This window comes from Thermoflexibacter ruber (genome assembly GCF_900113045.1).
Taxonomy (GTDB): domain Bacteria; phylum Bacteroidota; class Bacteroidia; order Cytophagales; family Thermoflexibacteraceae; genus Thermoflexibacter; species Thermoflexibacter ruber.
In genome coordinates, this window is record NZ_FONY01000052.1 from 1 (window position 1) to 24,105 (window position 24,105).

Here is a 24,105-nt window from a genome sequence, read left to right on the forward strand (position 1 = left end):
TTTGAACCGCCAAAAGAAATTGACGGTTTTAAGGTGCGGTATGCCACATTGAGTAAGGGCAAATACCAAGAAATTTTTACCAACGACACCATTCAGCAAATCGGTAGTGTGTATTTTAACCGAGTTACAGGCGAGGTCGTGGGCGAAGTGGAAAGGGACAGCCTCTATTTTCCCGCAGATGTGAGTAGCAGGTGGTGGTCGGTTGACCCTTTGGCGGAGAAGTTTCCTGAGCAAAGTCCGTATCTATTTGCAGATGGAAATCCTATTCTGAAAAATGACCCTGATGGCAGGGCGGCAAGCCCTTATTATGACCAAAATGGAAATTACTTGGGCGTTGATGAACATGGATTTAAAGGGGAAGTAAAAGTAACGACTCAACAAGCATTTAATGCAAGTGCTAAAAATGGGGTAGCTGATAGCAAAACTTTGAGTGCTAATAAGGATACGAAAGGGATAAATCAATCAAAATTAGATGCAAAAGCAGCTTCTAAGGTTTTTACACATATTTTTAGTAAAATGTCAGATAAAAGAATGGATGTAAACAAATTATATAACAAAGAAGTGTCCGTTTTAGTAAGTTTGCAACCTAAGCAAGCAAATCTAAATTACAATGACCCAGAAAAAAGGCACGCAGAAGCAACTACAAGGGTTAAAGGAACAGATGCTTCTTTTAAAGAAGAAGCACCTGATGGAACTATAAAAGTATCTGTAAATTGGATGTCAAATCAAAATTCATATCTCTCAACAGTTGAGAATATCCAAAATATGTTAGGCGTACATGAGTTTATTGGTCATGGAGTCTTGAAAATAAATTTTACAGAGGGTGGTAAGGAAAAAAGCAACCCAAATTATACAGGGAAACATTCAAACGTTTATTTATTGCAAATTAATCACCCAACTTTTAAAAATGCAACTAAGGAATTTCAACAAGAAATGAGGAAAAATTATGAGGAATTTAAAGCAAATGGTGATTAATATATTGACTTTTTTACTGTTTATACAAAGTTGTATATTTCATAATAATGAAAAAATATACATAAGCATTGATTATATTTCAATTAATAGACCTATAACCAATGAAATAAAAAATCAATATTATGAAGACTTGCCTACATTGTATTTTGATTTATGTCTAATAAATCAAACAAGTGATAGTTTATTCTTTGTCGTTAATCGGCTTCTAAGCAAAAAAATAGCAGAAAGTTCATTATTAATTAATTATAAAGGTAAAATCTTAAATTTATATGCAAGACATACAAGTGAAAAGTTTTACATTTTACCTAATGATTCGGCAAGAGTTCATCTGCTTACATCTTATCAAGAAATTAAATCTTTATATGATAGCACCAAATATAAAAACTACGGTAGTCTTATGACTTCTATTGCTAATAATTTTACAATAGAATATATAATTGATAAAAAAGATTCTCTACTATCAGAAAAGGCTGGATTTAGACTTGCAAATAAGAAAGTCTATTTCACAAAATCCAAAGACTTTAAGATTGATTATGAAGTGGATTGAGTTTGTTCATTTGCTAAGTATTTTTTTAGTTTTCGTTGCCATGAGTTGTAAAATGGATGACAACATAAATGATTTGAAAAATAAAAATAATACAAAAATTATTTTAGAAGATGTTTTTATAAACTATTATGAATCTGATAGTTTACAAAATGGTCTTGTTTATCCTCCTATTTTATATTTTGATATGTCTATCATAAATAAAGGGAATGACTCTTTAATTTGGGTAGTGCCAAGACCATTAGTTAATAAGGATGAAGAGTGTAAGAGTAGACTATACTTAGTTTATCATAAAGACACTTTAAATTTGTTTACAAGGAAAGAAGAAGGGAAATTTTCAATTAATCCCAATGATACTTTATATGTTTCTTTTAGGACTATTGTAAAAGAGCTAAATTCTTCTTTCAAAAACTCAGGTAAACTAAAAATACAAGATTTTATGAGAGATTTGGCGATTCAAGGGAATTTAATTTACTCTTTTAATGAGCAGGATAGTATAATATTAAAAAAATATCCTAATCGTAAGGTCTTGAAAAATAATATGATAAATAAAGCGGATTCGTTTTATATTGAATTTAGAAACCCTAATGATAGAGGTGAGCAAGATTGGTGGTAATAAAAAAAAATACATGAAAATCAAATTTTTAATAATAGTAAACTTAATTTTAAGCACTCATCTATTTGCTCAAAATCAAATAGATAGTAATTATCTAACAGCATATCAGTATCTTGAATCTTCCTTGAAAAGAGAAATCGCACCCAATCTAAAACAATCAGTATTTGTTGTTGAAAATGCGTATTTTAATAATCAGCTTTCATTTCAAGAATACAGTAGTCATATTTCTTTGCTTAAAGGGTTAGCTATCAGTATGATTGCAAATAGGAAATTGATTTATGAAGAAAAAGATAAAGAAAAAGTAGAAAAATTTGCCAGTGTTTTTACTATTTTAACTGATACAACAGTTATCTATAATGATAGTTTAGCATTACATCACCTCCCCTTCGGCTACGACTTCGATGACTTCTTTGGGGATAAAGACTGGTCTAAAACCTTTGTAACCAAACTATTAGCGACCAAGACAGGCAACTGCCACTCTTTACCCTATCTCTACAAAATTCTTTGTGATGAATTAGGCGCAGAAGCACATTTGGCATTAGCCCCTAACCACTTGTATATCAAACACCACAGCAAAAAAACAGGTTGGTATAATACGGAACTTACGAGTGCCACTTTCCCCATAGATGCGTGGCTAATGGTGTCGGGCTACATCAGTTTGGAGGCTATCCAAAATGCGGTGTATATGGACACAATAGGCACATATAGGGCAGTAGCTTTGTGTGTGGTAGATTTGGGACAGGGTTTTGCTAAAAAGTATCCCGATAATGACGGTAGTTTTATTTTGCAGTGTTGCGAGTTGGCATTAAAACACTTCCCCACTTGCATTAACGCAATGCTTTTGAAAGCCGAAACTTTGTTTGCCCAACATAAAAAATTAGTAAAGGAAAAAGGCAAAGATGACACAGAAACCAAAGCAAAATTTGCCGAAATGAACAAAACCTATCAACAAATCTACCAATCAGGCTACCGACAAATGCCCAAACAAATGTATGCAAATTGGTTATTAGATTTGAAGGAAAACAAGGACAAGTACATTAACAAAAAGGTAGCAGTTTTTAACAAATAGTTGCGTAACTTATTGAAAGTGAGTGTTAAAAACAAGAAAAACTGAGGCTAACATTGCATTTATGCAAGGCGGGCAGACGTGCTAAGTTGAACTTTTGTGCTTTCCATTGGCGTTTGTGCGTGTGGAAACAGTAGTGCTACTAAACCCGCCCTGCACAAATGCTTTTCCGTTAGCGGTCATTGTAACGGACGACCTAACCTACATCAAAATATACATTAAAAAATGAACAACCTTTTAAAATACATTCGTTCGCTGACAAGTTTCTCTGACGAGAGTTGGAATTTGTTGCAACCTGCATTGACAAAAAGGGAATTTAAGAAAAATGAATTTTTACTGCGACAAGGACAAGTTTGCAACTCACTTTTTTACATTGACAACGGCTACTGCAAAAGCTATTATGAAATTGACGGAGTTGTAAAAAACACAGGATTTTTCTTTGAAAACGAAATCGCAACTAACATCAACAGCTTTGGCAACGGGCAAAAATCGGAATTTAATATTGTGGCTTGTGAACCACTAACCGCCATAATTTTTGACAAAGACAAATTGTTTCAAACAGCCCAACAAGCCAACGAAATAGAAACTTTGGGACGAAACTGCATACGCTTGTTTGCTACGAAACAAGAAGAATTTTCAACCTTATTCAAACTCTATTCTGCACAAGAACGTTTGGAATATTTAGAAGCAAAACACCCCGAAATTTTACAACGGGTTTCACTTTCTCAATTAGCTTCCTTTCTTGGTGTAGCAAGGGAAACATTAAGCCGAATTAGAAAACGCAGAGTGTTGGAATAATTATGTGACGTTTATCACAGGTCTGACACCGTAACATTTTTGACCTTTGCTGAAAATATAAGAGATATGCAAAAGTTGAAAAAAATTGATGAGCAAACCAACGTTTTGACTTGGTTTGAAATTCCTGTAACAGACATTGACAGGGCAAAAAAATTCTACGAAACTATTTTGGACATAGAAATGGTTAAACGTGCAGACGGAAACGATGAAGCTGTTTTCTTCCCTTTCAATCCAAATGTTGTTCAAGCGACATCGGGACGAGTAACGGGCGTTTTGTCAAAGACAGTAAGAAACAATCCGTCAAACAACGGCACAGTAGTTTACATCAACGCAAGCCCAAGTATTCAAACTGTTCTTGACAAAGTAGAAAAAGCAGGCGGAAAAGTGATTGCACCAAAAATACAAATTCCAGCAGGTTTTATTGCTATCATCATTGACAGCGAAGGAAACAAAGTCGGGCTTCACGCTGAACAATAAGACGACTGACAATAGTGCTAAAAGTCAAGTGAAGCAAGTGTTTCGCTTGACTTTTTTTGTTACAGTTGGACACGGAAAGACAAACAACGAACCGCTAACAGCGGTTTGGCGTAATGGGGGCGGACGTTCTTCGTATGAAAATTTGCGCTAAATTTGAACGGTGTGCTTCGTATGAAGATTTGTGCTGAAAAGCCCCCACTACGCCAAGCCGCAATACGTTAGCGGTAAGTTTAACAGACGACACAACACCGACAATAAACAACAATAAATATCTTTGACACATGAAAAATTTGACAAATTGGGTGACTGGACACCACCACAAAAACGGGGCGAAAACGAAAAGTCACACGAGTAGGACAACATCAAATCAAAATAATATGAAACAGACATTATTACTTGCTTTTACCCTTTTCGCAATTACCGCAAACAGTCAGACACCACCTAATGGACTAATTCTAACTAAAGGGATGACAATAGAAAGTGAAATTATTGGCTACAAGACACCATTACTTGAAGACGCAGTGAAATGGATAAAACTTAAACCAAACAAAAAAGCCCAAGCAGTTTTACAATTCAACGCAGACATTGCATCAGGTAAAATTGCATCTACAAGTAAAACACCTGTGCCGACAAAAATAAATGATGTAACAGAAATAAATGGCTCCACAGTTTACACTGGAACAACAAGAATTGGAGTAACTGATTATAAACTCACACTTAAAAATGTTGGCGACACAGTTCACTATTTGCTGAATGACGGTTTGCCGTTCCCAATTCCAGGCAAAAACAACGACACAACAGGCGTGTGGTGCTTCGGAGTTAGACACTTTCCTAAAACAATAGAGATAGGCACTTATTTACCCGGTTACATAAATGAAATGAACTTATTTCCTTACGACTTAAAGACAAGCCGCAGAGAGTTTTTCAATTTTAGCGGTGGAGACGGTTACAGCTACTCAGGGTTTGTGAATGTTAGAAAGACAAGGACAATGCAAATCAATTCTATATTCATTTATACTCCTTACTATGTTGTATCAAAAGAAGAGATAGAAGTAGCAGGTAAAAAATATACCGCTTACAAACTTCTCAACGAGCAATTATCAAAATCAAATGTCAATACAATAGCCAAGGACGACCCAAATGATTTTTTTAATGACAAATACACCAGTGACAAAATCAAAGAGAATTTAGCAAATAGAGGCAGAGGTTGGGACACACCAGAAAAAAAAGCTGAGATACTTGAAAAAATGCAAACCCAAACTGGCTTAGCGACAAACGAACAAGGTTACTCGGTTAACCTACAAGAGAGTTGGTATGTTCCAGAGTTAGGACTAATTGTAAAATCAAGGTTCTTTGACGGGACAGGTGCTTTACAAATGGAGAGTAGAATTGTTTCAATCAAGTAAACGCATTGACGAAAAACAGAAAACCTACCGCTAACAAGGGGTTTGCGATAGCGGGGGTTCCGTGCTTCGCAGACACATTTGTGCAAGGTGGAAGTTCAGTTCTCCGAATGAAGTTTAGTGCTAAAACACCCCGCCATCGCAAACCCCCGAAACGTTGTGGGCTATGCTAAGAGCAACGCCAACTACAAAAAAATCACCAAGTCTGATACAAAACCTTGTCAAACTCTATTAAAAAATTGAGTACCTTTGTACTTAAACCTGACTTAAACAAAAATGAGCAAAGTAATATCAGACAAGGCAATCAAAAGACGTGAGTATTGGGTTGAAGAAATCCGAAAACTTAGCGGAGATTTTGGTAGCGACACTGAAAAATTAGAGAAAGAATTAGAAACCGAAGTAAAGAAAAATAGCGTTTCTTCACTTATTGACCATTTGCGGCTTTGTGGTAATATTCCTGAAAGTTACGGACACGATACAAGCGAAGAAAAGCTATACTCAAAATACACAGACTGTTTACTTTCTTTGACTTATACTGCATTAGGACTTAAAAGTTTAGTGCTTAAAGAAAGAGCAGATGCCGCAGATGTTGAAGCATTTGCGAAAGATTACAGCTTTGTGGCAGATGCAAAAGCATTTAGACTAAGCAGAACCGCAAAAAATCAGAAAGACTTTAAAGTACAAGCAATGCACGATTGGAAACGTGGCAAACCTTATGCAATGGTGGTTTGTCCAATTTATCAACTTCCAACTTCTTCAAGTCAAATTTACCAACAAGCAACTACGCAAAACGTTTGTATTTTCACTTATTCACATTTGGCGTTACTTTTATCTTATTCCGAAGTGGAAGGACAAGCCAAAGCACAGCAACTTTTGAAAAAAATATTTGACATAGTTCAAGCTCTCAATCCTTCTAAAAATGCTTCTGATTATTGGTTAGCTATCAACAAGACTATGCTTAGTTTTTCAAAGAAAATTCAATCTCTTTGGGACATTGAAAAAGGTGTGGCAACTGAAAGCATTGCAGTTGCAAAAGACGAAGCATTAACATTTTTGGCACAAGAAAGAGAAAAAATTATGCGAATGAGCCATCAGGAAGCACTGAAAGAGCTTATCAAAGTTCACAAGATTGAAAGTAGAATTAAAACTATCAGTGCAATTTCCGATAACGGACTATTTACACTTAAATAAAAGACAATGGAGAATTTTATAAATAAAATAATTGAAGGTAACTGCGTAGAAGTAATGCGACAGTTTGACGATAATGTAATTGACCTTACTGTTACCTCACCGCCTTATGATGATTTGAGAAATTACAAAGGTTTTGTTTTTCCATTTGAAGACATCGCCAAAGAGTTATTTAGAATTACTAAACGGGGCGGAGTAGTTGTTTGGGTTGTAAATGATGCTACTATTGACGGAAACGAAACAGGCACAAGTTTCAAACAGGCATTGTATTTTCAACAAGTAGGTTTTAATCTTCACGATACAATGATTTTTCGTAAGACAAACCCTATTCCACAAATCTACCGCAAACGATATAATAATGAATTTGAGTATATGTTTGTTTTAAGTAAGGAAACTGTAAAAACACATAATCCAATAATGGTGGACTGTTTGCACGCAGGTTTGGAATTGAATGGGACGACTTACAAAAACTTTTCAAAAAATGAACAAGTGCGTGAAAAACTTGCCAAACCCGTAAAAGACAAAAAAATAAAGGGAAATATTTGGGAGTATGTTGTTGGGAAAAAACAGGAAGACCAAGAAGCCAAAGGACACCCTGCACCTTTTCCTTGCGAACTTGTGCGAGACCATATTAAATCTTGGACAAATCAAGGCGATTTGGTTTTTGACCCAATGTGTGGAAGTGGCACGACACCACGAGTGGCGTGTGAAATGGGACGAAAATATATAGGCATTGACATAAGCCACGAGTATTGCGAAATTGCTAAACAACGAATTCAGCGAATTTTGGATACACCGACTTTATTCATTGTAGAAGAACCGAGAGAAGAGTAAATAGCCAAAGATGAATAAGCACAGCCCACAACATTATGTTTGCGAAAAGGCGGGTTAATGTGCGTAATTTAGGCTTTTGTACTTTCTATAAACTTTGTGCGTAGGGCAAGGAAAGTGCTACTAAACCCCGCCCTTCGCAAACATTTTTCCGTTGTGAGCAAGTTAAACAAACAAAACAATGATAAAAGACACTATCGTAAGTGGTAACTTACAAAAATTCCAAGAAGAATATGAATTTGCACACCTTACCGAAGATGTTGCCTTTGAACATTTTGTAAATTACTTGACCATTTCAAGAATTAACTCACAGGCTTTTGATGATGTTGAATATCTTGAAAAAGTAAACATTGACAATGGGCAAAATTTGGGTATTGACGGAATTGCTTTTTTGCTAAATAACACCTTAGTTTTTACTGATGAAAATGTACAGAAGTTCAAAAAAGCCAGCGAATTTTCATCAAATCTTAGTGTAAACATAGTTTTTACGCAAGCCAAAGCCACACAAGGTTTTGAGTTGGGAGAAGTATTAAAATTCACCGAAGCTGTTAAAGACTTTTTAAGTGATACCCCTGTTTGGAAAGGTAGAAAGGAATTAGACGAATTACGAAAGTTAAAAGACACTATTTTAAGTTATGAAACTTTGGAGTGTGTTGATAAGACTTCAAGCCCAAGTTGTACTTTGTATTTTGTAACTGCGGGTAACCCAAATACAGACGAAAATTTTGACAAAATGGTTAAAAAACAGGAAAGCGAAATTCAAAGAGCATTACCTGTTTTGAAAAATGTTAGTATTCAACTGATAAGCAAAGATATTCTCAACAAGTTTTATGACGAAAACCAAAATAAAATTAAAAAAAGAGTAAATTTTAAAAACAGAGTTGATTTAAGCGAAAATGGAGAGATAAAAAATGTAGGAAAAGCATTTTTGGGCTACATTTCTGCAAAAGAGTATTTGAAACTTATCACAGATGATGACGATAATTTTATGCGTAATCTTTTTTATGAGAATGTGAGAGATTTCAAAGGAGAAGATAATAAGGTAAATCAAGAAATTGCAGATACTATTAAGGACAGAGCAAGTAAAGATAAATTTGTTCTTTTTAACAATGGTGTAACCATAGTAGCCAAGTTTATTGACACGAATTTTCAAGGTGGAGATGTTCAAATAGTTAACTATCAAATTGTTAATGGTTGCCAAACAAGCAATGTGCTGTACCTTAATAGGCAGCATATTGGCAAAGATGACAACATTATGATACCATTGAAACTAATTGAATGTACTGATAACGATATAACAAGTGAAATAACAAAGGCAACTAACAACCAAAACCCTGTTCCAGAAGAAGCATTTATTGCATTAGAAGTATTTCCCAAAACACTGCAAGCATTTTTTGATAATTATTCAAGAAAAGCACCCGAAAAAATTTATTATGAAAGACGTAGCAGAGAATATGACTATTTTAGTCCTAAAATTCCTCAATCAAGAATTTTCCACTTACACAAACTAATTCGTGCAGTTGTTTCAATGTTTATTGAGCAACCACACAGTACACACAGGTTTCCTGGCGAAATTTATAAGCAAACAACAAGTAAAATTTTTGGGAAAGAGCAAAAAATGTTCACCAAAGAACAATCACATTTTCCTTATTATACAAGTTGTTACACTTGGTTTGCTATTGAGAAATTGATACTTAACAATGATATAGACAAAAAATATAAACCCTTTAAATTTCATTTAATGCTTGCATTTCGTTTACTTGCAACAAACGAGCAAATGAATAATTTTGAAAATATTGGAGCAACTGAAAAATATTGTAGTGCAATATTGAATAAGTTGTGGCAGAGTAATGTTTCGTTAGATTTGTTTAAGAAGGCTTGTTTAGCAGTTGATAGAGCAATTAGTAAGCATCGTGATAAACCGTATTACTCACTAAACAGAATATCTGAATTTACTGAAACATTGAAAGAAGAAGTGCGAAAAATAAGATAACCTGCCCACAACATTATGTTTGCGAAAAGGCGGGCTAATGTGCATAATTTAGACTTTTGTACTTTCTATAAACTTTGTGCGTAGGGCAGGGAAAGTGCTATTTAATCCCGCCCTTCGCAAACATTTTTCCGTTGTATGCCATTTTAAAAAACAAAACTACAATGAAAAAAGCACTACTGATAGCCTTAATTTTCAGTACGATAACAAAACTATTCGGACAAATTCCAACTTTTCAAAGCCCACAACCTGCTACTTTGGGGAATTATGGGAATGTCGTAACTTTCCCAACACAAAAACAAAACGGTTTTTCACAACCTAACCCAAACAATGTTTTGCAAAATTTATTGCTTCAACAACAGCAACAAATTCACCTGCAAAACCAAAGGCTGATAAATCAAGCCACGCAATACCAACAACAAGGCACTTTGCCCCAAGATGTTTTAGACGACATTGCAGCGTTTGAAAACCCCAAATATTCATCTGTTGCGGAGGCTTACAATTCACTGAATTACAAATTTCCGACTGTAACCAAAAAAGGCGTAAACTTTTATGAAACAGCCTTGCAGAAATTTGATAATATGCTTGCAGGCAAAGAGCCTTTAAACTTGAAAAGGGCAGTGTATTTGGTAGAAAATTCCTACTATGAAAACACAATGCCCTACCAAGAATTTGACGAAACTTTGCGAAATATTGCAGGCTTGATTTCGCTGAAAATGCAACAAGACAAAATGCCCAATAATCAGTTGGCTAAAAATTTGGCAATTTATCAGTTTATGGCAGATACTTTTAAGGTCAAAATTCCACACAAAGAGAACCAAATTTTCACGCATTATCCCTTCAAATACGATTTTGAGGATTACAGAGGCGAGAAAGATTACCGCAAAATGTTTGTGTCTAAACTCTTGTTGCAACATTCAGGGCAGTGCCATTCTATGCCACTTTTGTATTTGTTGTTGGCAGAGGAATTGGGGGCTAAGGCTTGGCTCAGTTATTTGCCCAATCATTCGTTTATCAAATTTATGGTCAATGGCAGACTGCAAAACTATGAAACGACCAACGGACATTTTACGACTGATGCTTTTGCTTTGCAATCGGGATTTATCAAGGCAGAGGCATTGGCAAACAAGGTATATTTGGACACTTTGAGCAAAAAACAACTCATTGCCCACTGTTTAATGGATTTGGCTTTGGGCCACGAACACAAATACGGCTACAATGAATTTTCTTTGAAATGTGCAAATTTGGCTTTGAAACACCACCCACAAAATATTACAGCCTTGATGACAAAGGCAAATTATTACAATGCTTTGCTGGGATATGTGGCGAAACAGAGCAGAGAAAAACGACTTCCGAATATACAATTTGGTGATGTGCCACAAGTTTATGAACTTTACCAAAAAGTGAAACAAGCCCAGAAAGATTTAGACGACATCGGTTTTGCAGAAATGCCCCAAGAGACGTATCAAAATTGGCTCAAAGGCATACAAAAAGAAGCCGAAAAAAGTAAGCAAACTTTTCAGAATATTCAACAGTCTTTGTGGAAAAAATAAATCTCAATAACCCAATGAAACAGTTTATTACCTTCATTTTCAGTATTTTACTTTCACTCAATTTTGCCACAGCCCAAGAGCAGCAAGGCAAAAACCAAGTGAAATATACCAACCCTTTTGAGCAAGCAGGCATCAAGGGTATTAAAATTTTGACGTTAAGTAATGGCAAATACCAAGAGTTTCACGATTTGGACAGCGTGGTGCAGATAGGCACGACTTTGATAAACGTCAATTCACGAAAAATTGTGGGTTTTGTCAAAAAAGACAGTGCCAACAATATGCCTGATGCGAGTGTGAGTAGTAGGTGGATTTCGGTTGACCCTTTGGCGGAAAAGCATTATAATCATTCGCCTTATATCTTTACAGCCAATAATCCTATATTATATGTTGACCCTGATGGGAGAGATTGGATTATTGGTAGAGTTGCAAATAATACTGGTGGTTATGATTATTCTATTACTTTTAGAGGAAAAGTAATTAACGATACAGGTAAAGAAATGGATTTAACTGCACATACGGAAAGGATAAAATCACAAATAGAAAAATCTTTTACAGGGGCAGGTGAAGGTAATACTTGGACAGCAAGTGTTGAATTATCTGTTGTATCAGCAGACAATCCATTATCTGCAACAGACTACGCAGTGAGGATAGTAACAGAAGAACAAATGGAGAAAATTACAGGTAATAATAGAGAAATTGGACACGCAGAAGGTGGTACACAGGTGCTATATGTTACAGAAAGTATGCTTGAAAGTAAACCACAAGCCAATTCAAATGGAGAAAAAAGTGGTTTAACAAAAGATGGAAAACCTACCTTAGAACGGACTTCTGCACACGAGGCAGGGCATACTGCTTGGTTAAGACACCCACAAGACCAGCAACGTCAATCTGGCAATGATAAAATATCTGCATCAGAAATAGACAAATATAATCAAGGCAAAAACTTAATGTACCAATCACACGAAAGAGGAGGTGCAGGGACTAAGTTGATGCACAAACAAGTACAATTAATGTATGAAAAATATGTTAATAAGTTACTCAATAATGGTGTCCAAACTTTACCTAACAAAAAGTAATGAAAAAGATAATATTTATTTTTTTTGTATTTTTATTTGGATATAAAAATGCTTATGCGCAAGACTTTATTACTCTTGATTTCCAAAGTTTTTTTCTAAAAGATACTGTTAGTCTGTTACTTAATGATAAAAGTGTGTTTAAAAATCAAATTTTGAATACAGAGGAATGGTCTGGACTTACTAAAATGCAAATTTTAATCACTAAAATATCAAAAAGAAAATACTATGTTTCTTTGATAAACTCACCCACAGATTATAAAATAAGTCACTTGCTAAATATAGATTTTAAAAAAAGTACTTCAATTAAAATCATAATTAACAGTCTAAATTTTGTAGAGAAAATTAATATTAATAAGGGTAGATATTTTGGTATTACTTATGATAATGAAAATAAAAAAATTATCATTAAACAACAAAAAGAATTATTTTACTATGATTAAAAAGTATATTTTATTTTTCTTATTGTTTGCTCAAAATATTGTTTTCTCACAAGAAAACCCTTACAATCTTGCCTTCTCCTCAATGCAAAATATGCTTGCAGGTAAAGAGAAAATGAATTTCAAAAAAACAGTATTCTTAACGGAAAATGCGTTTTCACACAATCAATTAGACATCGTACAATTTAACAAACAAATTCGTTTGCTTGTTGGGTTGAGTAAGGAGTTTAGCCAAGCCAATCCCATAAACAACTACACCCAAAAAGGCAAAGCAACGGTTGCTTTGCGGGGTGCAGTGTTTAAAGTAATGACAGATACGGTTACCATTTTGTTACCCAATGGCGAAAAAGCCTATCATTTGCCTTTTACATACGATTTTGAAGACTATTTTGGTGAGCAGGACTGGACTAAAATGTTTGTTACCAAATTGTTAGCAACAAGGAAAGGAAATTGTCATTCTTTGCCTTACCTCTACAAAATTTTATGTGAGGAATTAGGTGTTTCTGCAAATTTGGCACTTGCCCCAAATCATATTTACATCAAACACTGAGCAGAAAAAACAGGTTGGTACAATCGCAGCGGCGAACCGTACAGAACTCACAAGTGCAGCCTTTCCCATAGATGCGTGGTTGATGGCTTCGGGCTATATTCACTTGTCCGCCATTCAAAACAGTGTGTATATGAAAGCACTAACCGACCAAGAAAGCATTGCCCTTTGTTTAATAGATTTGGCAGAAGGTTATAAACGCAAAACCAACGGACAAGACACCGATTTTATTTTGAAATGTTGTAACACAGCCTTACAGTATTTTCCAAATTGCGTTAATGCCCTGATTTTGAAAGCAGAAACCTTGAAACAGATTTTTGAGCAAACACAGAATAAGCAGACTTTCAACGACTTGCAAGACCTTTATTTGCAAATTCACGACTTAGGCTACCGACAAATGCCCAAAGAAATGTACTTAAATTGGTTAATGGAATTGCGGACAGAAAAAGATAAGTACCTAAACAAGAACCTGATAAATGTGCAAGACAAAAAATGAAAACGGCATACAACATTGTATTTATGAAAAAGGGGCTAAAGTGCGTAATTTGGGCTAAGGTGCTTTTTATGGCTTTTGTGGTAAGTTAAACTTTTGTGCTTTTAAGTCCCCTTCTTCATAAATACTTTTCCGTTAGCGGCAACCCTTGGGGACAGTGCTAACTCCGAACTGACGAGCATTGAACGAACATTTTTAAAACCATAAAAACGACAACGGAAATTTAGATGAGTATTGTTGACTACATAATGAAAAACAAAGAATGGATATTTTCTGGTATCGGTGTTTTTCTTCTTGGACTCTTTCTGACATTTATTTCAAAGCGATTTAAGAAGCAAAAAGCCGAAAAGAAAATAGTTGACAACACACAAAGGCAAGACATTCCATTAACGAATAACATTAAAGCGGAAAAGGTTAATCTTCATCAGACAATAATTAGTAATTCAAAAACTGGCGACATTCATTCAAGCGACACCGACAATTCAGTTGGAGTGAAAACAAACAATCCTCAATTACTAAAAATTAAAGACGAGTATTTCAGCGACAAGAATGAACTTAAAGTTTTCCTTTTCAAAAAACTTGCAGAGGCACGGAACATAAATGTGAAACTTGAAGTTCGTCATATTACAGATGCAGCGGAAGATGAATTGCAAATCAAACATGACAAAGCAATAAGTGAAATAGAAAAGTTGGAGGAGGAAGGAATCATTCGTTTTGAAAAAGAAAAAGACGAAGTGTTAAGTCCATATACAAGAATTAGATTGACGGAAAAATATTTTGCTGCAATTAAATGACAACATACAAACACTTATCTTCACGGCTATGAATGCAAATCGCTTTGAACAAACTGTGTCGGAATTTCGGGCTGACGAACTCCGAACGAGCAGCAGGGCAGCCGCTAACATAAGATTAAAAGAAATTTTAAAAAAGGGGGCATTGACCGTTAAACGAACAGTGGTGCATCTAACAAACAGTTGTGGTTATACAAACAGTCGTGCTTCTAATCCCCCTTTTTTAAAACTTCTTTAATCCCTTCTTCGTTGTGGGCTATTTTAGAAAGCACAACTAACAACTAAAAATGAAAGAACTCATCGTTATAGCAGGGGCAAATGGTTCGGGAAAAACAACCTTTTCAAAACAGATTTTGGCAGAAACAGGCTTTGAGTTCTTGAACGCAGACGAAATTGAAAAAGAGTTAGGCGTTTCAAAACTACAAGCAGGAAAGGAGTTTTTTAGCCGACTTGACAAGTTTATTGAAACTGAAACAAGTTTTGTTCTGGAAAGTACATTATCAGGAAACTATCTTGTAAAAGCCATTGAAAAAGCAAAACAGCAAGGATATACTATCCGATTAGTGTATGTATTTTTGGATAATCCAAATGACTGCATACAAAGGATAAAACTGCGTGTAAAACTTGGCGGACACTTTGTGCCTGATGAGGACGTAATTCGTAGATATTACCGCAGTAAAACGAACTTTTGGAATACCTACAAAAGTTTAGTAGATAGTTGGGTGATGATTTACAATTCAACTGATACTGCACCACAAAGAGTGGCAATAGGTAAAGGCAACAGTTTTGTCGTAGAAATTGAAAACCTATTTGAGGACTTTTTAAACGAATTTGAAAAATGAGAGTACAGAAATTAGATAACCTTGAAGCCTATCAAACAGCATCTTACTTTACTAATTTGTTTAGTAAGGCAGTGCAAGAGGCAAAAGAAATAAACCGAAAAAACGGCTTGCCTAACGACTTTGTAGTCAATGGAAAACGCTTTTACGAACTACCAAACGGAGAAATCGTAACTGAAAATCCGTTGGCAAACGAGGGTGCGAAACAATAAAAACAGCCCACAACATTATGTTTGCGAAAAGGCGGGCAAATGTGCGTAATTTAGGCTTTTGTGATTTCTATAAACGTTGTGCGTAGGGCAAGGGAAGTGCTATTAAATCCCGCCCTTCGCAAACATTTTTCCGTTAGCAGCAACCTTCGTACAACTCACACCGACAACGAAAAAATGAAAGATAACTTTTCAATACAGTCTGACAAATACGCAAAATTTAGACCGACATATCCGTCTGACTTATTTGCATTTCTAAATGAAAACGTTCAAGACAAACTCAACGCTTGGGACTGCGGTACGGGAAACGGACAAGTTGCTTTTGAATTAGCGAAAACTTTTGACAATGTTTTTGCGACAGGTATCAGCCACAACAAATTGACAACGCATTGAAAGCCGATAACATTTCTTATTCGGTACAACCAGCCGAAAAGACAAATTTTGACAATGGATTGTTTGACTTGATTGTTGTTGCCCAAGCAATTCATTGGTTTGACTTTGACAAGTTTTATGCAGAGGTGAGACGAACAGCAAAAGATAATGCTTTGCTATGTGTTGTTGGTTACGGTAAATTAGAAATTAACGGACAAATAGACTATTTTATTTCAGATTTTTACGAAAACGTTATAGGCAGATATTGGGACAAAGAACGAAAATACATTGACGAGAATTACAAGACAATTCCATTTCCGTTTGACGAAATTCAAAAGCCAAATTTAGCAATCACACAACATTGGACATTAGAAGATTTAATTGGCTATTTGAACACTTGGTCAGCCGTAAAACATTTTATCAAAGAAAACGACTTTAACCCAGTTGACAAATTGAAAACAGAAATTGAAAAGTATTGGGACAACGAACAAATTAAAAAAATTAGTTTTCCATTACTTTTACGAATAGGACGAGTAACAAAATAAAAACAAAAAGGTGTGCTGCTAACACGGGTTTTGCGTCAGGCGGGGTGACGTGCAAACTTGAGGCTTTGTGCTTATATTCAAGTACAGTGCTGGTTGACAGTTTTGTGCTCCGAAACCCGCCCGAACGCAAAGCCCGAAAACGTTAGCGGCAACCCTCTGACAAAAACTCCTACAAGAAATGGATATTCAAGAAAATAAGTTTGTGACATATGATAAAGGTCAGATTGCTCTGTATAAAGGAGACGTTTGTAAATATGGCTTTTTTGTTAAAAAGGGATGTTTAAAAAGTTACGTAATTGACAAGTCGGGAAAGGAACACATATTACAATTTGCCCCTGAGAATTGGTTTGTTTCTGACATAGAAAGCTTACTTACTGGTAATCCTAGCACCACTTTTATTGAAGCTATTGAACAGACAGAGGCAGAACTTTTCCCCAGATCCTATTTAGAAAAAAAAGACTTGATGACGAAAGAAGAGTTACTTCTTCAAAATCAAAAACTCATCAAAAATATATTAATGACTAATAGACGTTTGGCTTCAATTTTATCCGCTACGGGAGAAGAAAGATACCTTGAGTTTCTGAACATATATCCTTCACTTGCCCAAAGACTTCCTTTGAAGTTAATTGCCTCTTACATTGGAGTTACACCAGAATACCTTAGCGACATAAGAAAAAAGTTAGCAAAAAAATAGCTTGATTACTATTTCTTAAGATATCTTAATTTTTTTGCGATTTATCAGTGAGACATTTGCACTGTCTAACATTAAATCGCAAATAATCATGAAAAAAATTCAAAGTTCACTAATTCTAATAATTGCCCTTGGGCTATCATCATTCACTCTTTTTAATAGTATTGAGTGGTCAATTTCCGAAAACTATTCCATCAAGTTTACAAGTGATAATCCTTCAGGGGTATTCAAATCATTTAAAGGAAAAATATTGTTCGACCCCAACAACCTTAGTCAATCAGAATTTAATTTGACGGTGGATGTGAACTCCATTAATACAGGCAACGGGATGAAAAACAAACATGCCCTGAGTGACGAATGGTGCGATGCAAAACAATTTCCTGAAATTACATTTAAGTCGAATGACTTCAAAAAGAATGAATCGGGCTATTCAGTTCGTGGCGTAATGACGATACATGGCATTTCAAAAGAAATGATAATACCATTTAATTTTGTAAACAACACGTTTATCAGCAGTTTTAAAATTAAACGCACTGACTTTAATGTAGGAAGTACTGAGGGTATGTCAGCAAAAGCCTCAACAGAATTGACGATTGATGTTAATGTTCCTGTTACCAAAAAGTGAAATGCCATGAAATCTAAGTTGATAGTAAGATCCATACTTTCAGGAATCCTTGCATCTATCGCAGGTATATGTTATCAGTTTGCTTATGAATCAGCATTGAATTGCAACTTCTCAAAAATCATCAATCCAATTTCCATTTCAATGGCTTCAATGATTGGAACCATACTAATGACTTTTGGATATTGGATTCTTGGTAAATTAAAATTAGAGAGGTATCAATTGTGGTACTACATAATAATCAACATTCTATCCATTGCAAGCATTATTGGCCCTATGGGTTCTACTTTGCCTTTAGATATTGAGAATCCTGAATTATTCCCTGGATTAATTGCTCCATTGCATTTATTCCCAGCACTATCATTCATAACGCTATCAAGATCTGATAAAAATGAATAACGTTTTATTCAAAGGTAAAAATGTGATAATTACTGGCGGTACTGACGGCATGGGTGCTGCTACAGCCATTGAATTATGCAAATTGGGGGCAAACGTTCATATCGTAGGACGAAGCGAAGAAAAAGCTAAAAATGTTCAGAAAATAACAGAAGCTTACTCAGGCAAGTTAACCTATTCTATTGCTGACTTTAGTTTGCTCCGCAATATAAAAGCCGTTGCAAGCTCTATCGCAGCTCAATTTAACTCGTTTGATATCGTCATTCATGCGGTAGGCATACTTATTACTAATACTCAACATACAGAAGAAGGGCTTGAAAAAGATTTTGCAGTCAGTTATCTATCAAGGTTCGTGTTTAATGAGCATTTATTTTCATTAAATAAATTTAATCCGAAAACCAAGATTATCAACATAGCCGCATCAAGTCCTAAAGTTCCTTCTTTTGCACAAATGGAGTTTGATAATGTTTCGGAAGTAAAATCTAGAGTTGGAATGAAAAGTCATGGTCAGGCACAGTTAGCCAATGACTTATACACTGCTATTGCGGGTAAAAGGTATGGTGTCATTTCAATAGGTTACGGCCCAGGTAGTGTTGATACGAATATCCGAAGAGAAGTTCCTGTTGTTTTTCAATGGCTGATGAAACCTTTTTTCTACTTTGCTACCCGTAAACCTATTGATGTCGCAAAACAGTTTATCGAAATACTTACGTTGGACAATCTGCAATCTGGCAATGCCTATTACTTCAATAAAAAAGGGCAGTTCAAGATTGCAACTTTTATCGACAATCAAAAAAGACAAGACGAACTATTAAATACCACCTTAGCAATACTAAATCCTATATTAAGTAATTAATGATTTGGGTTTTCAAGACATCTGTGCAAAGCCAAAAAGAAGTTAAGAATTTAACTGCTTTTTTAGATTCTATGATTGGCAAGGGTAATTGGAATTTTGACTTAGAGGATTGTGATAAAATTCTACGATTAGTATCATCAAATCGAGAGACTATTAACTCTATAATTGAACACTTCAATGCTAATAATATTGAAATTATCGAGTTAGAATAAGGGCAGCCGCTAACAAGGTATTGCCGCAATGGGGGTTGAGGGAAGTATTTCAACAGATGTACTTCTATCAGCCTTTGTGCAATATTTGAACTGTCGTATTCCAATGCCCCCACTTCGGCAATACCCGAACCGTTAGCTGCAACCGTGCCGAACCGACAGTGCAACCATTGACGAGAGTTTTATTAGACGCTGAATGACTGTCCCCCAGCAGGACATTTTATTAAGCGACAGTTTAACTTTCAACTTTTGTTCTTTTAATTCAGTTCAGTCACGGGGGACAGTAATTCAGGTCTGACAGGACTTGGTTAATGGCAGGATAGACAATTCGCACGACTACAACTAACGCTCCGTGCAAGAGAAAAACTAACTTTGTATAAAAATATGATACGAGTAATAACAATTTTTTCAGTTACAGTTTTTGCACTGACTTCGTGTAACTACTTTGGCAATAATTCATCAAACAAAAAAAGTATGACATCGTGTAGCGACAAATGCAAGGCAAAAAGTAAATCAGGAGAAATGAGTTGTAAATTGACAACGCCCGAATTACAGAAACGTAAAGAGACAGTGATAGCGAGTTTGAAAAGTAAAATGACAGAAAAAAAAGAACTTCAGGTCGGCTTTGCGTTCAAATTTTCCGGGACAGACGATATTTTAGATGAACTGATTGAGTTTATTAAAACTGAGAGAGAATGTTGCGACTTTTTTACTTTCGGACTTTCGGTAAGTGGCGACAAAAGTGAAGCGTGGTTGGAGTTGACTGGTGCTGATGGTGCAAAAGAATTTATTACGACTGAACTTGGATTCTAAAGAAAATAGAGCAAAGAGAACGGCAGCAGCTAACAGCGGTTTGCCGCAAGCGGGGGTACAGTGCTTCGTATGACAGTTTTTTCGTATAATTGAACTGCGGTTTTCCAAATGAACGGTAGTGCTGAAAAGCCCCGCCTGCGGCAAGCCGCCAACCGTTATGCGCTATTGTTGCGCTCCGTACAAACGGCACAGCTAATTTGAACTGATTGCAAGTAACGACCAAACGCTGAAACTGAAATGGAAACGAAACTGATTATTAAATACGCATTACTTGCGCTGTTAATAGTTTTCTATTTGGTTTATACAATCAGGTACGCTATTAAATTTAAGAAGAACAATTATTTTACCGGAAGAAGAAAAACAGTTCACTCTATTATGATTTGGCTCTTTCCCTTCTTTTGGATTTTAATACTAAAATCGTTTGTGAAACCGATTCCAGGTTCATACGAATTTAAAGACAAGAAAGACCCAGATAAATTTGAAGACAATACTACTGATTGGGTTGTGTGGGCTGCTTCTACTCCACCTGAAACGGGAAATGCAGCGGAGAATCACACTAAGATTCGTATTCACACAACAGGTTAGCGCCTTGAATAAATATTGTGCTAACTTTGAACGACAGGAATTCTAACGCAGAGTACAACAGCGCATAACATTAAGATTAAAAGAAATTTTAAAAAAGGGGGCATTGACCGTAATACGAACAGTGGTGCATCTAACAAACAGTTGTGGTTATACAAACAGTCGTGCTTCTAATCCCCCTTTTTTAAAACTTCTTTAATCCCTTCTTCGTTAGCACTCATTTTAAAAAGACACAGAACATAAATAATGACGACATATTTAGAGACAGTTCAACAGAGCAAGAATTACAATAACTACAAGCTGACTGCTGACAAGATTATACAAATCTTATCAGACGTTAGAAATGAAAGGACTAAATCCCGAAGAAGATGGATTTGGGAATTAATGCAAAACGCAAAGGACGTTCCAAACATTTATGGCGGTGTGACTATTGAAATCACATTAAAGGAAAATGAATTCATTTTTAGTCATAACGGAAACCCTTTCAGAGTAGAAAATATTACCGGACTAATCCAACAAGTAAGTTCAGAGAAACCTTCTGACAGCACAAACAAGAGAATAACAGGCAAGTTTGGAACGGGTTTTATTAGCACTCATTTACTTTCAGACACGGTAACCGTAAAGGGAATTGTTGAACAAAATGGACTATTACCAAAGACTTTTCAATTTGAACTAAATAGAAAAGCGGAAAAATCAGAAGACTTAATCACTTTTATAGCCGAAGAGCTTGATAAAATTGAGAAAATTGAAGACGAACACATTTTCCCAACAAGGCACAATTATCATTCGCAAAGAAAAGAAACAGATTTTGACACTGTTTTTATTTATCCTTTAGAAAATCCCGAATCAAGAGAAGCTGCAATAGTTGGAGTTGAAGACCTTGCTTCTACTTTACCGCAGACACTATTTTTTGTTGAAGAACTTAAAAAGGTCATAATCAATAATGAGATTACAGGAAAGCAAATCACTTATGAATTGTTTGAAAACAATAATGATGGTGATTTCTATTTTCCAGTTATTAAGGAAACTATTAACGGAACAACGCAAGATTTATGCTTCATTCACTATAAGGACGATAAACTGGATTTAGCTATTCCGATTAACAATCATACGGAAAGAAGTATTAAGATTATAGAGAAATCAGCAAGACTGTATCGTGATTTCCCATTAGTCGGAACAGAGCACTTTTATTTTCCATTTATCCTTAATGGTCTAAATTTTTTCCCAACTGAAAAAAGAGATAGTGTTTTACTAACCGACACAGCAAGTAATAGTGTTTTAGTAAACCGTGACATTTTTATTCACGCAATAAACAAAGCTCAATTATTCGTAGAATGGCTTAAAACAAACAATGCAAAAAATTTAAGCCTGATAGCTCAAAGTAGAATTCCAACTGCTTTGACTGAAATAGAAGTAATTAATTGGTTTAAAAACAATATTCAAATACCATATAGACATTTTCTCATTGAACAAGAAATAGTAGAAACAGCTTCGGAAAAAATTAAAATGAAGAATGCTGTTATACCCAAATTTCCTGGCACAAAAGAACAAAACGACCAATTTTGGGAAATACTAAATAATTATTTTGGGTCTAACAAGATTTGCAGAAAAGAGCACTTGAGTTCTTGGCAAGACAATTTGGGTATTGAATCTGAAATTGAAACGTGGGGACAAAAGGTATTTTATACCATAGAAGATTTACTAAGAGAAATTCAATCTAAAATCACACTTGAGAATATATCCCTTCAAGGAAGTCAACATACCAATATTCAATGGCTCAATTCGGTCTACAAATTCTTAATTGACAACGAGCTAATTAAGCATTTCAAGGAGTATAAAATAATTCCAACAATTAAGGGAACTCTGAAATCCCTAAATGATGACATTTATATTGAGAAGGAAACTAAAATACCTAACGAATTCATTTCAATCTTTAAATCACTTAAAAATGAAGATTGGAACGACATATTAATTCACAGGGATTTAATTCAAATTGACAATTCCCACGCTTCAAAAACAATAAAAGACATTTCTGATGAAATAAATAAAATCCTGAACTATGAAGAAAAGAATCAATACGGTCAGGTTCAAAGAACTTATATTGATAGAGCAAATGCCGAAGTTGTATTGCTTGACATATTAAGTATTTCAAGCTCCAACTCAAATGATTCGTTTCAATCTAAACTCTTTAATTCAGCTAAACTCTTTTTTAAATCAGAAAAACAGCCCATTGTCATTAATGGTATTTCTGATTTCAATTTCAACCCAGCCAAACGACAACTTATTAAGTTACTTCACAACAAAATTGAAGCAGCTAAGAAGCTTACAAAACTGGGGATTGAAAATTCAGAGAAATGGCTCCTTGACCATTTGTTATTACTTCAAGAAAGTTCGGAATTTAAAACCTTACTAGAATTTGGAAACATAATTCCAAATCGTAAAGGTGACTTCTGTGCCTTTGTAAATGAAATCTTTGCTTACGGAACGAGCGAAAATCCATTAGACGATGATTTAATTAAAATACTATTTGAACTCAATAATGCGGAAGATTGGGACAGATTTTTAGTTCACGATTCATTCAGAAAATTAATACTACCGCCTAAAAAAATTGATGAACTTGCAGTTAAGATTCAAGAAGAAATTGAAAAATTAAGATTATCTGAAACTTATTCAAGCAAAAGCAGTTCGATACTGAAACTAATTAGTTGGTGTTCAAAAAGAGAATTTGATGCTCAACGATATTTTGGTGCATTTTTAAGTCAAAAAGATAAAATATTCGTTAATATATCACTTGAAGATTCTGAAGTAGGTGGAAATATTGTAAAATTATTATCTAACGTGAGTTATTGAGGTAATTGCTTAAAAGTCAATTTTTTATGATAAAAAATGTTCAATATTAATAAATATAGTATATTTGAAAATTACACTAATCAAAGAATACTATGTACTTAATATTGAACACAACAAAACTAATAGAAATTTACATTACTTGTGATGACTTTGCTAAAAAATTTGAACAGTATCAATTAAGTCAAGGACAAGTTGTACCACAAGAAAAAATGTCTTGTTCAGAAATCATGGCAATTGTGATTTATTATCATATATCAGGCATGAAATGTTTCAAATATTACTATCAAAGTATTATTAAAGGCTATCTAAAATCTTATTTTCCAAACAGTTATACGT

General features: G+C 34.9%; 27 protein-coding genes and 1 pseudogene. All 28 read left to right on the top strand.

Annotated features, from left to right (window positions below; translation table 11 throughout):
* On the top strand, nucleotides 1-975 hold a 975-nt coding region (locus BM141_RS23155; RefSeq protein ID WP_221407719.1), incomplete at its 5' end, for a hypothetical protein.
* Entirely contained in the window at nucleotides 947-1,522 is a 576-nt protein-coding gene (locus BM141_RS19855) for a hypothetical protein (RefSeq protein WP_091549212.1), read from the top strand. The genes BM141_RS23155 and BM141_RS19855, both read left to right, overlap by 29 nt.
* Nucleotides 1,509-2,135, top strand: a complete 627-nt coding sequence (locus BM141_RS19860) for a hypothetical protein (RefSeq protein ID WP_091549213.1) — start codon at nucleotides 1,509-1,511, stop codon at nucleotides 2,133-2,135. The genes BM141_RS19855 and BM141_RS19860 overlap by 14 nt, the downstream gene beginning before the upstream one ends.
* Before the next feature lie 13 nt (nucleotides 2,136-2,148).
* Nucleotides 2,149-3,204, top strand: coding sequence for a hypothetical protein (locus BM141_RS19865; RefSeq protein ID WP_143091015.1), 1,056 nt, complete (start codon nucleotides 2,149-2,151; stop codon nucleotides 3,202-3,204).
* Nucleotides 3,205-3,426: 222 nt separating this feature from the next.
* Nucleotides 3,427-3,999, top strand: a complete 573-nt coding sequence (locus BM141_RS19870; protein WP_091549215.1) for a Crp/Fnr family transcriptional regulator — start codon at nucleotides 3,427-3,429, stop codon at nucleotides 3,997-3,999.
* Nucleotides 4,000-4,065: 66 nt separating this feature from the next.
* A complete protein-coding gene (locus tag BM141_RS19875; RefSeq protein WP_091549235.1) occupies nucleotides 4,066-4,476 on the top strand; it encodes a VOC family protein in 411 nt (136 codons plus the stop codon).
* 377 nt (nucleotides 4,477-4,853) lie between these two features.
* On the top strand, nucleotides 4,854-5,882 hold the full coding sequence (locus BM141_RS19880; RefSeq protein ID WP_143091016.1) for a hypothetical protein: 1,029 nt from the start codon (nucleotides 4,854-4,856) through the stop codon (nucleotides 5,880-5,882).
* Nucleotides 5,883-6,155: 273 nt separating this feature from the next.
* A complete protein-coding gene (locus tag BM141_RS19885; RefSeq protein WP_091549217.1) occupies nucleotides 6,156-7,070 on the top strand; it encodes a HindIII family type II restriction endonuclease in 915 nt (304 codons plus the stop codon).
* 6 nt (nucleotides 7,071-7,076) lie between these two features.
* A complete protein-coding gene (locus tag BM141_RS19890) occupies nucleotides 7,077-7,901 on the top strand; it encodes a DNA-methyltransferase (protein ID WP_091549218.1) in 825 nt (274 codons plus the stop codon).
* A gap of 178 nt (nucleotides 7,902-8,079) precedes the next feature.
* The gene (locus tag BM141_RS19895) at nucleotides 8,080-9,891 is read left to right on the top strand and encodes an AIPR family protein (RefSeq protein ID WP_091549219.1); all 1,812 of its coding nucleotides are present in this window, start codon (nucleotides 8,080-8,082) and stop codon (nucleotides 9,889-9,891) included.
* Nucleotides 9,892-10,052: 161 nt separating this feature from the next.
* On the top strand, nucleotides 10,053-11,441 hold the full coding sequence (locus tag BM141_RS19900; protein WP_143091017.1) for a hypothetical protein: 1,389 nt from the start codon (nucleotides 10,053-10,055) through the stop codon (nucleotides 11,439-11,441).
* Between the two features lie 14 nt (nucleotides 11,442-11,455).
* Nucleotides 11,456-12,517 (top strand): RHS repeat-associated core domain-containing protein, encoded by a 1,062-nt coding sequence (locus BM141_RS19905; protein WP_143091018.1) that lies wholly within the window; start codon nucleotides 11,456-11,458, stop codon nucleotides 12,515-12,517.
* The gene (locus BM141_RS19910) at nucleotides 12,517-12,957 is read left to right on the top strand and encodes a hypothetical protein (RefSeq protein WP_091549222.1); all 441 of its coding nucleotides are present in this window, start codon (nucleotides 12,517-12,519) and stop codon (nucleotides 12,955-12,957) included. Before BM141_RS19905 ends, BM141_RS19910 begins: the two co-directional genes overlap by 1 nt.
* On the top strand, nucleotides 12,950-13,504 hold the full coding sequence (locus BM141_RS19915; protein ID WP_143091019.1) for a hypothetical protein: 555 nt from the start codon (nucleotides 12,950-12,952) through the stop codon (nucleotides 13,502-13,504). Before BM141_RS19910 ends, BM141_RS19915 begins: the two co-directional genes overlap by 8 nt.
* Nucleotides 13,473-13,997 (top strand): hypothetical protein, encoded by a 525-nt coding sequence (locus BM141_RS19920; protein ID WP_091549224.1) that lies wholly within the window; start codon nucleotides 13,473-13,475, stop codon nucleotides 13,995-13,997. The genes BM141_RS19915 and BM141_RS19920 overlap by 32 nt, the downstream gene beginning before the upstream one ends.
* Before the next feature lie 245 nt (nucleotides 13,998-14,242).
* Nucleotides 14,243-14,788, top strand: a complete 546-nt coding sequence (locus BM141_RS19925) for a hypothetical protein (protein WP_143091020.1) — start codon at nucleotides 14,243-14,245, stop codon at nucleotides 14,786-14,788.
* 284 nt (nucleotides 14,789-15,072) lie between these two features.
* Nucleotides 15,073-15,627: an ATPase gene (locus BM141_RS19930; protein ID WP_091549226.1), complete on the top strand. Its 555-nt coding sequence runs from the start codon at nucleotides 15,073-15,075 to the stop codon at nucleotides 15,625-15,627.
* Nucleotides 15,624-15,836 carry a hypothetical protein gene (locus BM141_RS19935; RefSeq protein WP_091549227.1) on the top strand — a complete coding sequence of 71 codons (213 nt, stop codon included), beginning with the start codon at nucleotides 15,624-15,626 and terminating at the stop codon, nucleotides 15,834-15,836. The genes BM141_RS19930 and BM141_RS19935 overlap by 4 nt, the downstream gene beginning before the upstream one ends.
* Before the next feature lie 60 nt (nucleotides 15,837-15,896).
* Nucleotides 15,897-16,226, top strand: coding sequence for a hypothetical protein (locus BM141_RS23580; protein WP_245764123.1), 330 nt, complete (start codon nucleotides 15,897-15,899; stop codon nucleotides 16,224-16,226).
* A complete protein-coding gene (locus BM141_RS19940) occupies nucleotides 16,223-16,750 on the top strand; it encodes a class I SAM-dependent methyltransferase (RefSeq protein WP_245764124.1) in 528 nt (175 codons plus the stop codon). The genes BM141_RS23580 and BM141_RS19940 overlap by 4 nt, the downstream gene beginning before the upstream one ends.
* 178 nt (nucleotides 16,751-16,928) lie before the next feature.
* On the top strand, nucleotides 16,929-17,444 hold the full coding sequence (locus BM141_RS19945) for a Crp/Fnr family transcriptional regulator (RefSeq protein WP_091549228.1): 516 nt from the start codon (nucleotides 16,929-16,931) through the stop codon (nucleotides 17,442-17,444).
* Between the two features lie 88 nt (nucleotides 17,445-17,532).
* Nucleotides 17,533-18,066 (top strand): YceI family protein, encoded by a 534-nt coding sequence (locus BM141_RS19950; RefSeq protein ID WP_091549229.1) that lies wholly within the window; start codon nucleotides 17,533-17,535, stop codon nucleotides 18,064-18,066.
* A 6-nt stretch (nucleotides 18,067-18,072) separates the two neighbouring features.
* The gene (locus BM141_RS19955) at nucleotides 18,073-18,462 is read left to right on the top strand and encodes a hypothetical protein (RefSeq protein ID WP_143091021.1); all 390 of its coding nucleotides are present in this window, start codon (nucleotides 18,073-18,075) and stop codon (nucleotides 18,460-18,462) included.
* Nucleotides 18,455-19,315, top strand: coding sequence for an SDR family NAD(P)-dependent oxidoreductase (locus BM141_RS19960; RefSeq protein ID WP_091549231.1), 861 nt, complete (start codon nucleotides 18,455-18,457; stop codon nucleotides 19,313-19,315). The genes BM141_RS19955 and BM141_RS19960 overlap by 8 nt, the downstream gene beginning before the upstream one ends.
* A 593-nt stretch (nucleotides 19,316-19,908) precedes the next feature.
* A complete protein-coding gene (locus BM141_RS19970; protein WP_143091022.1) occupies nucleotides 19,909-20,337 on the top strand; it encodes a hypothetical protein in 429 nt (142 codons plus the stop codon).
* Nucleotides 20,338-20,760: 423 nt separating this feature from the next.
* Complete coding sequence (locus BM141_RS23475; protein ID WP_221407720.1) at nucleotides 20,761-20,922, top strand: hypothetical protein; 162 nt, start codon at nucleotides 20,761-20,763, stop codon at nucleotides 20,920-20,922.
* A gap of 243 nt (nucleotides 20,923-21,165) precedes the next feature.
* Entirely contained in the window at nucleotides 21,166-23,769 is a 2,604-nt protein-coding gene (locus tag BM141_RS23165) for a sacsin N-terminal ATP-binding-like domain-containing protein (protein ID WP_177217473.1), read from the top strand.
* Between the two features lie 92 nt (nucleotides 23,770-23,861).
* Nucleotides 23,862-24,105: pseudogene (locus BM141_RS23170) on the top strand (IS982 family transposase); the annotation flags it as partial.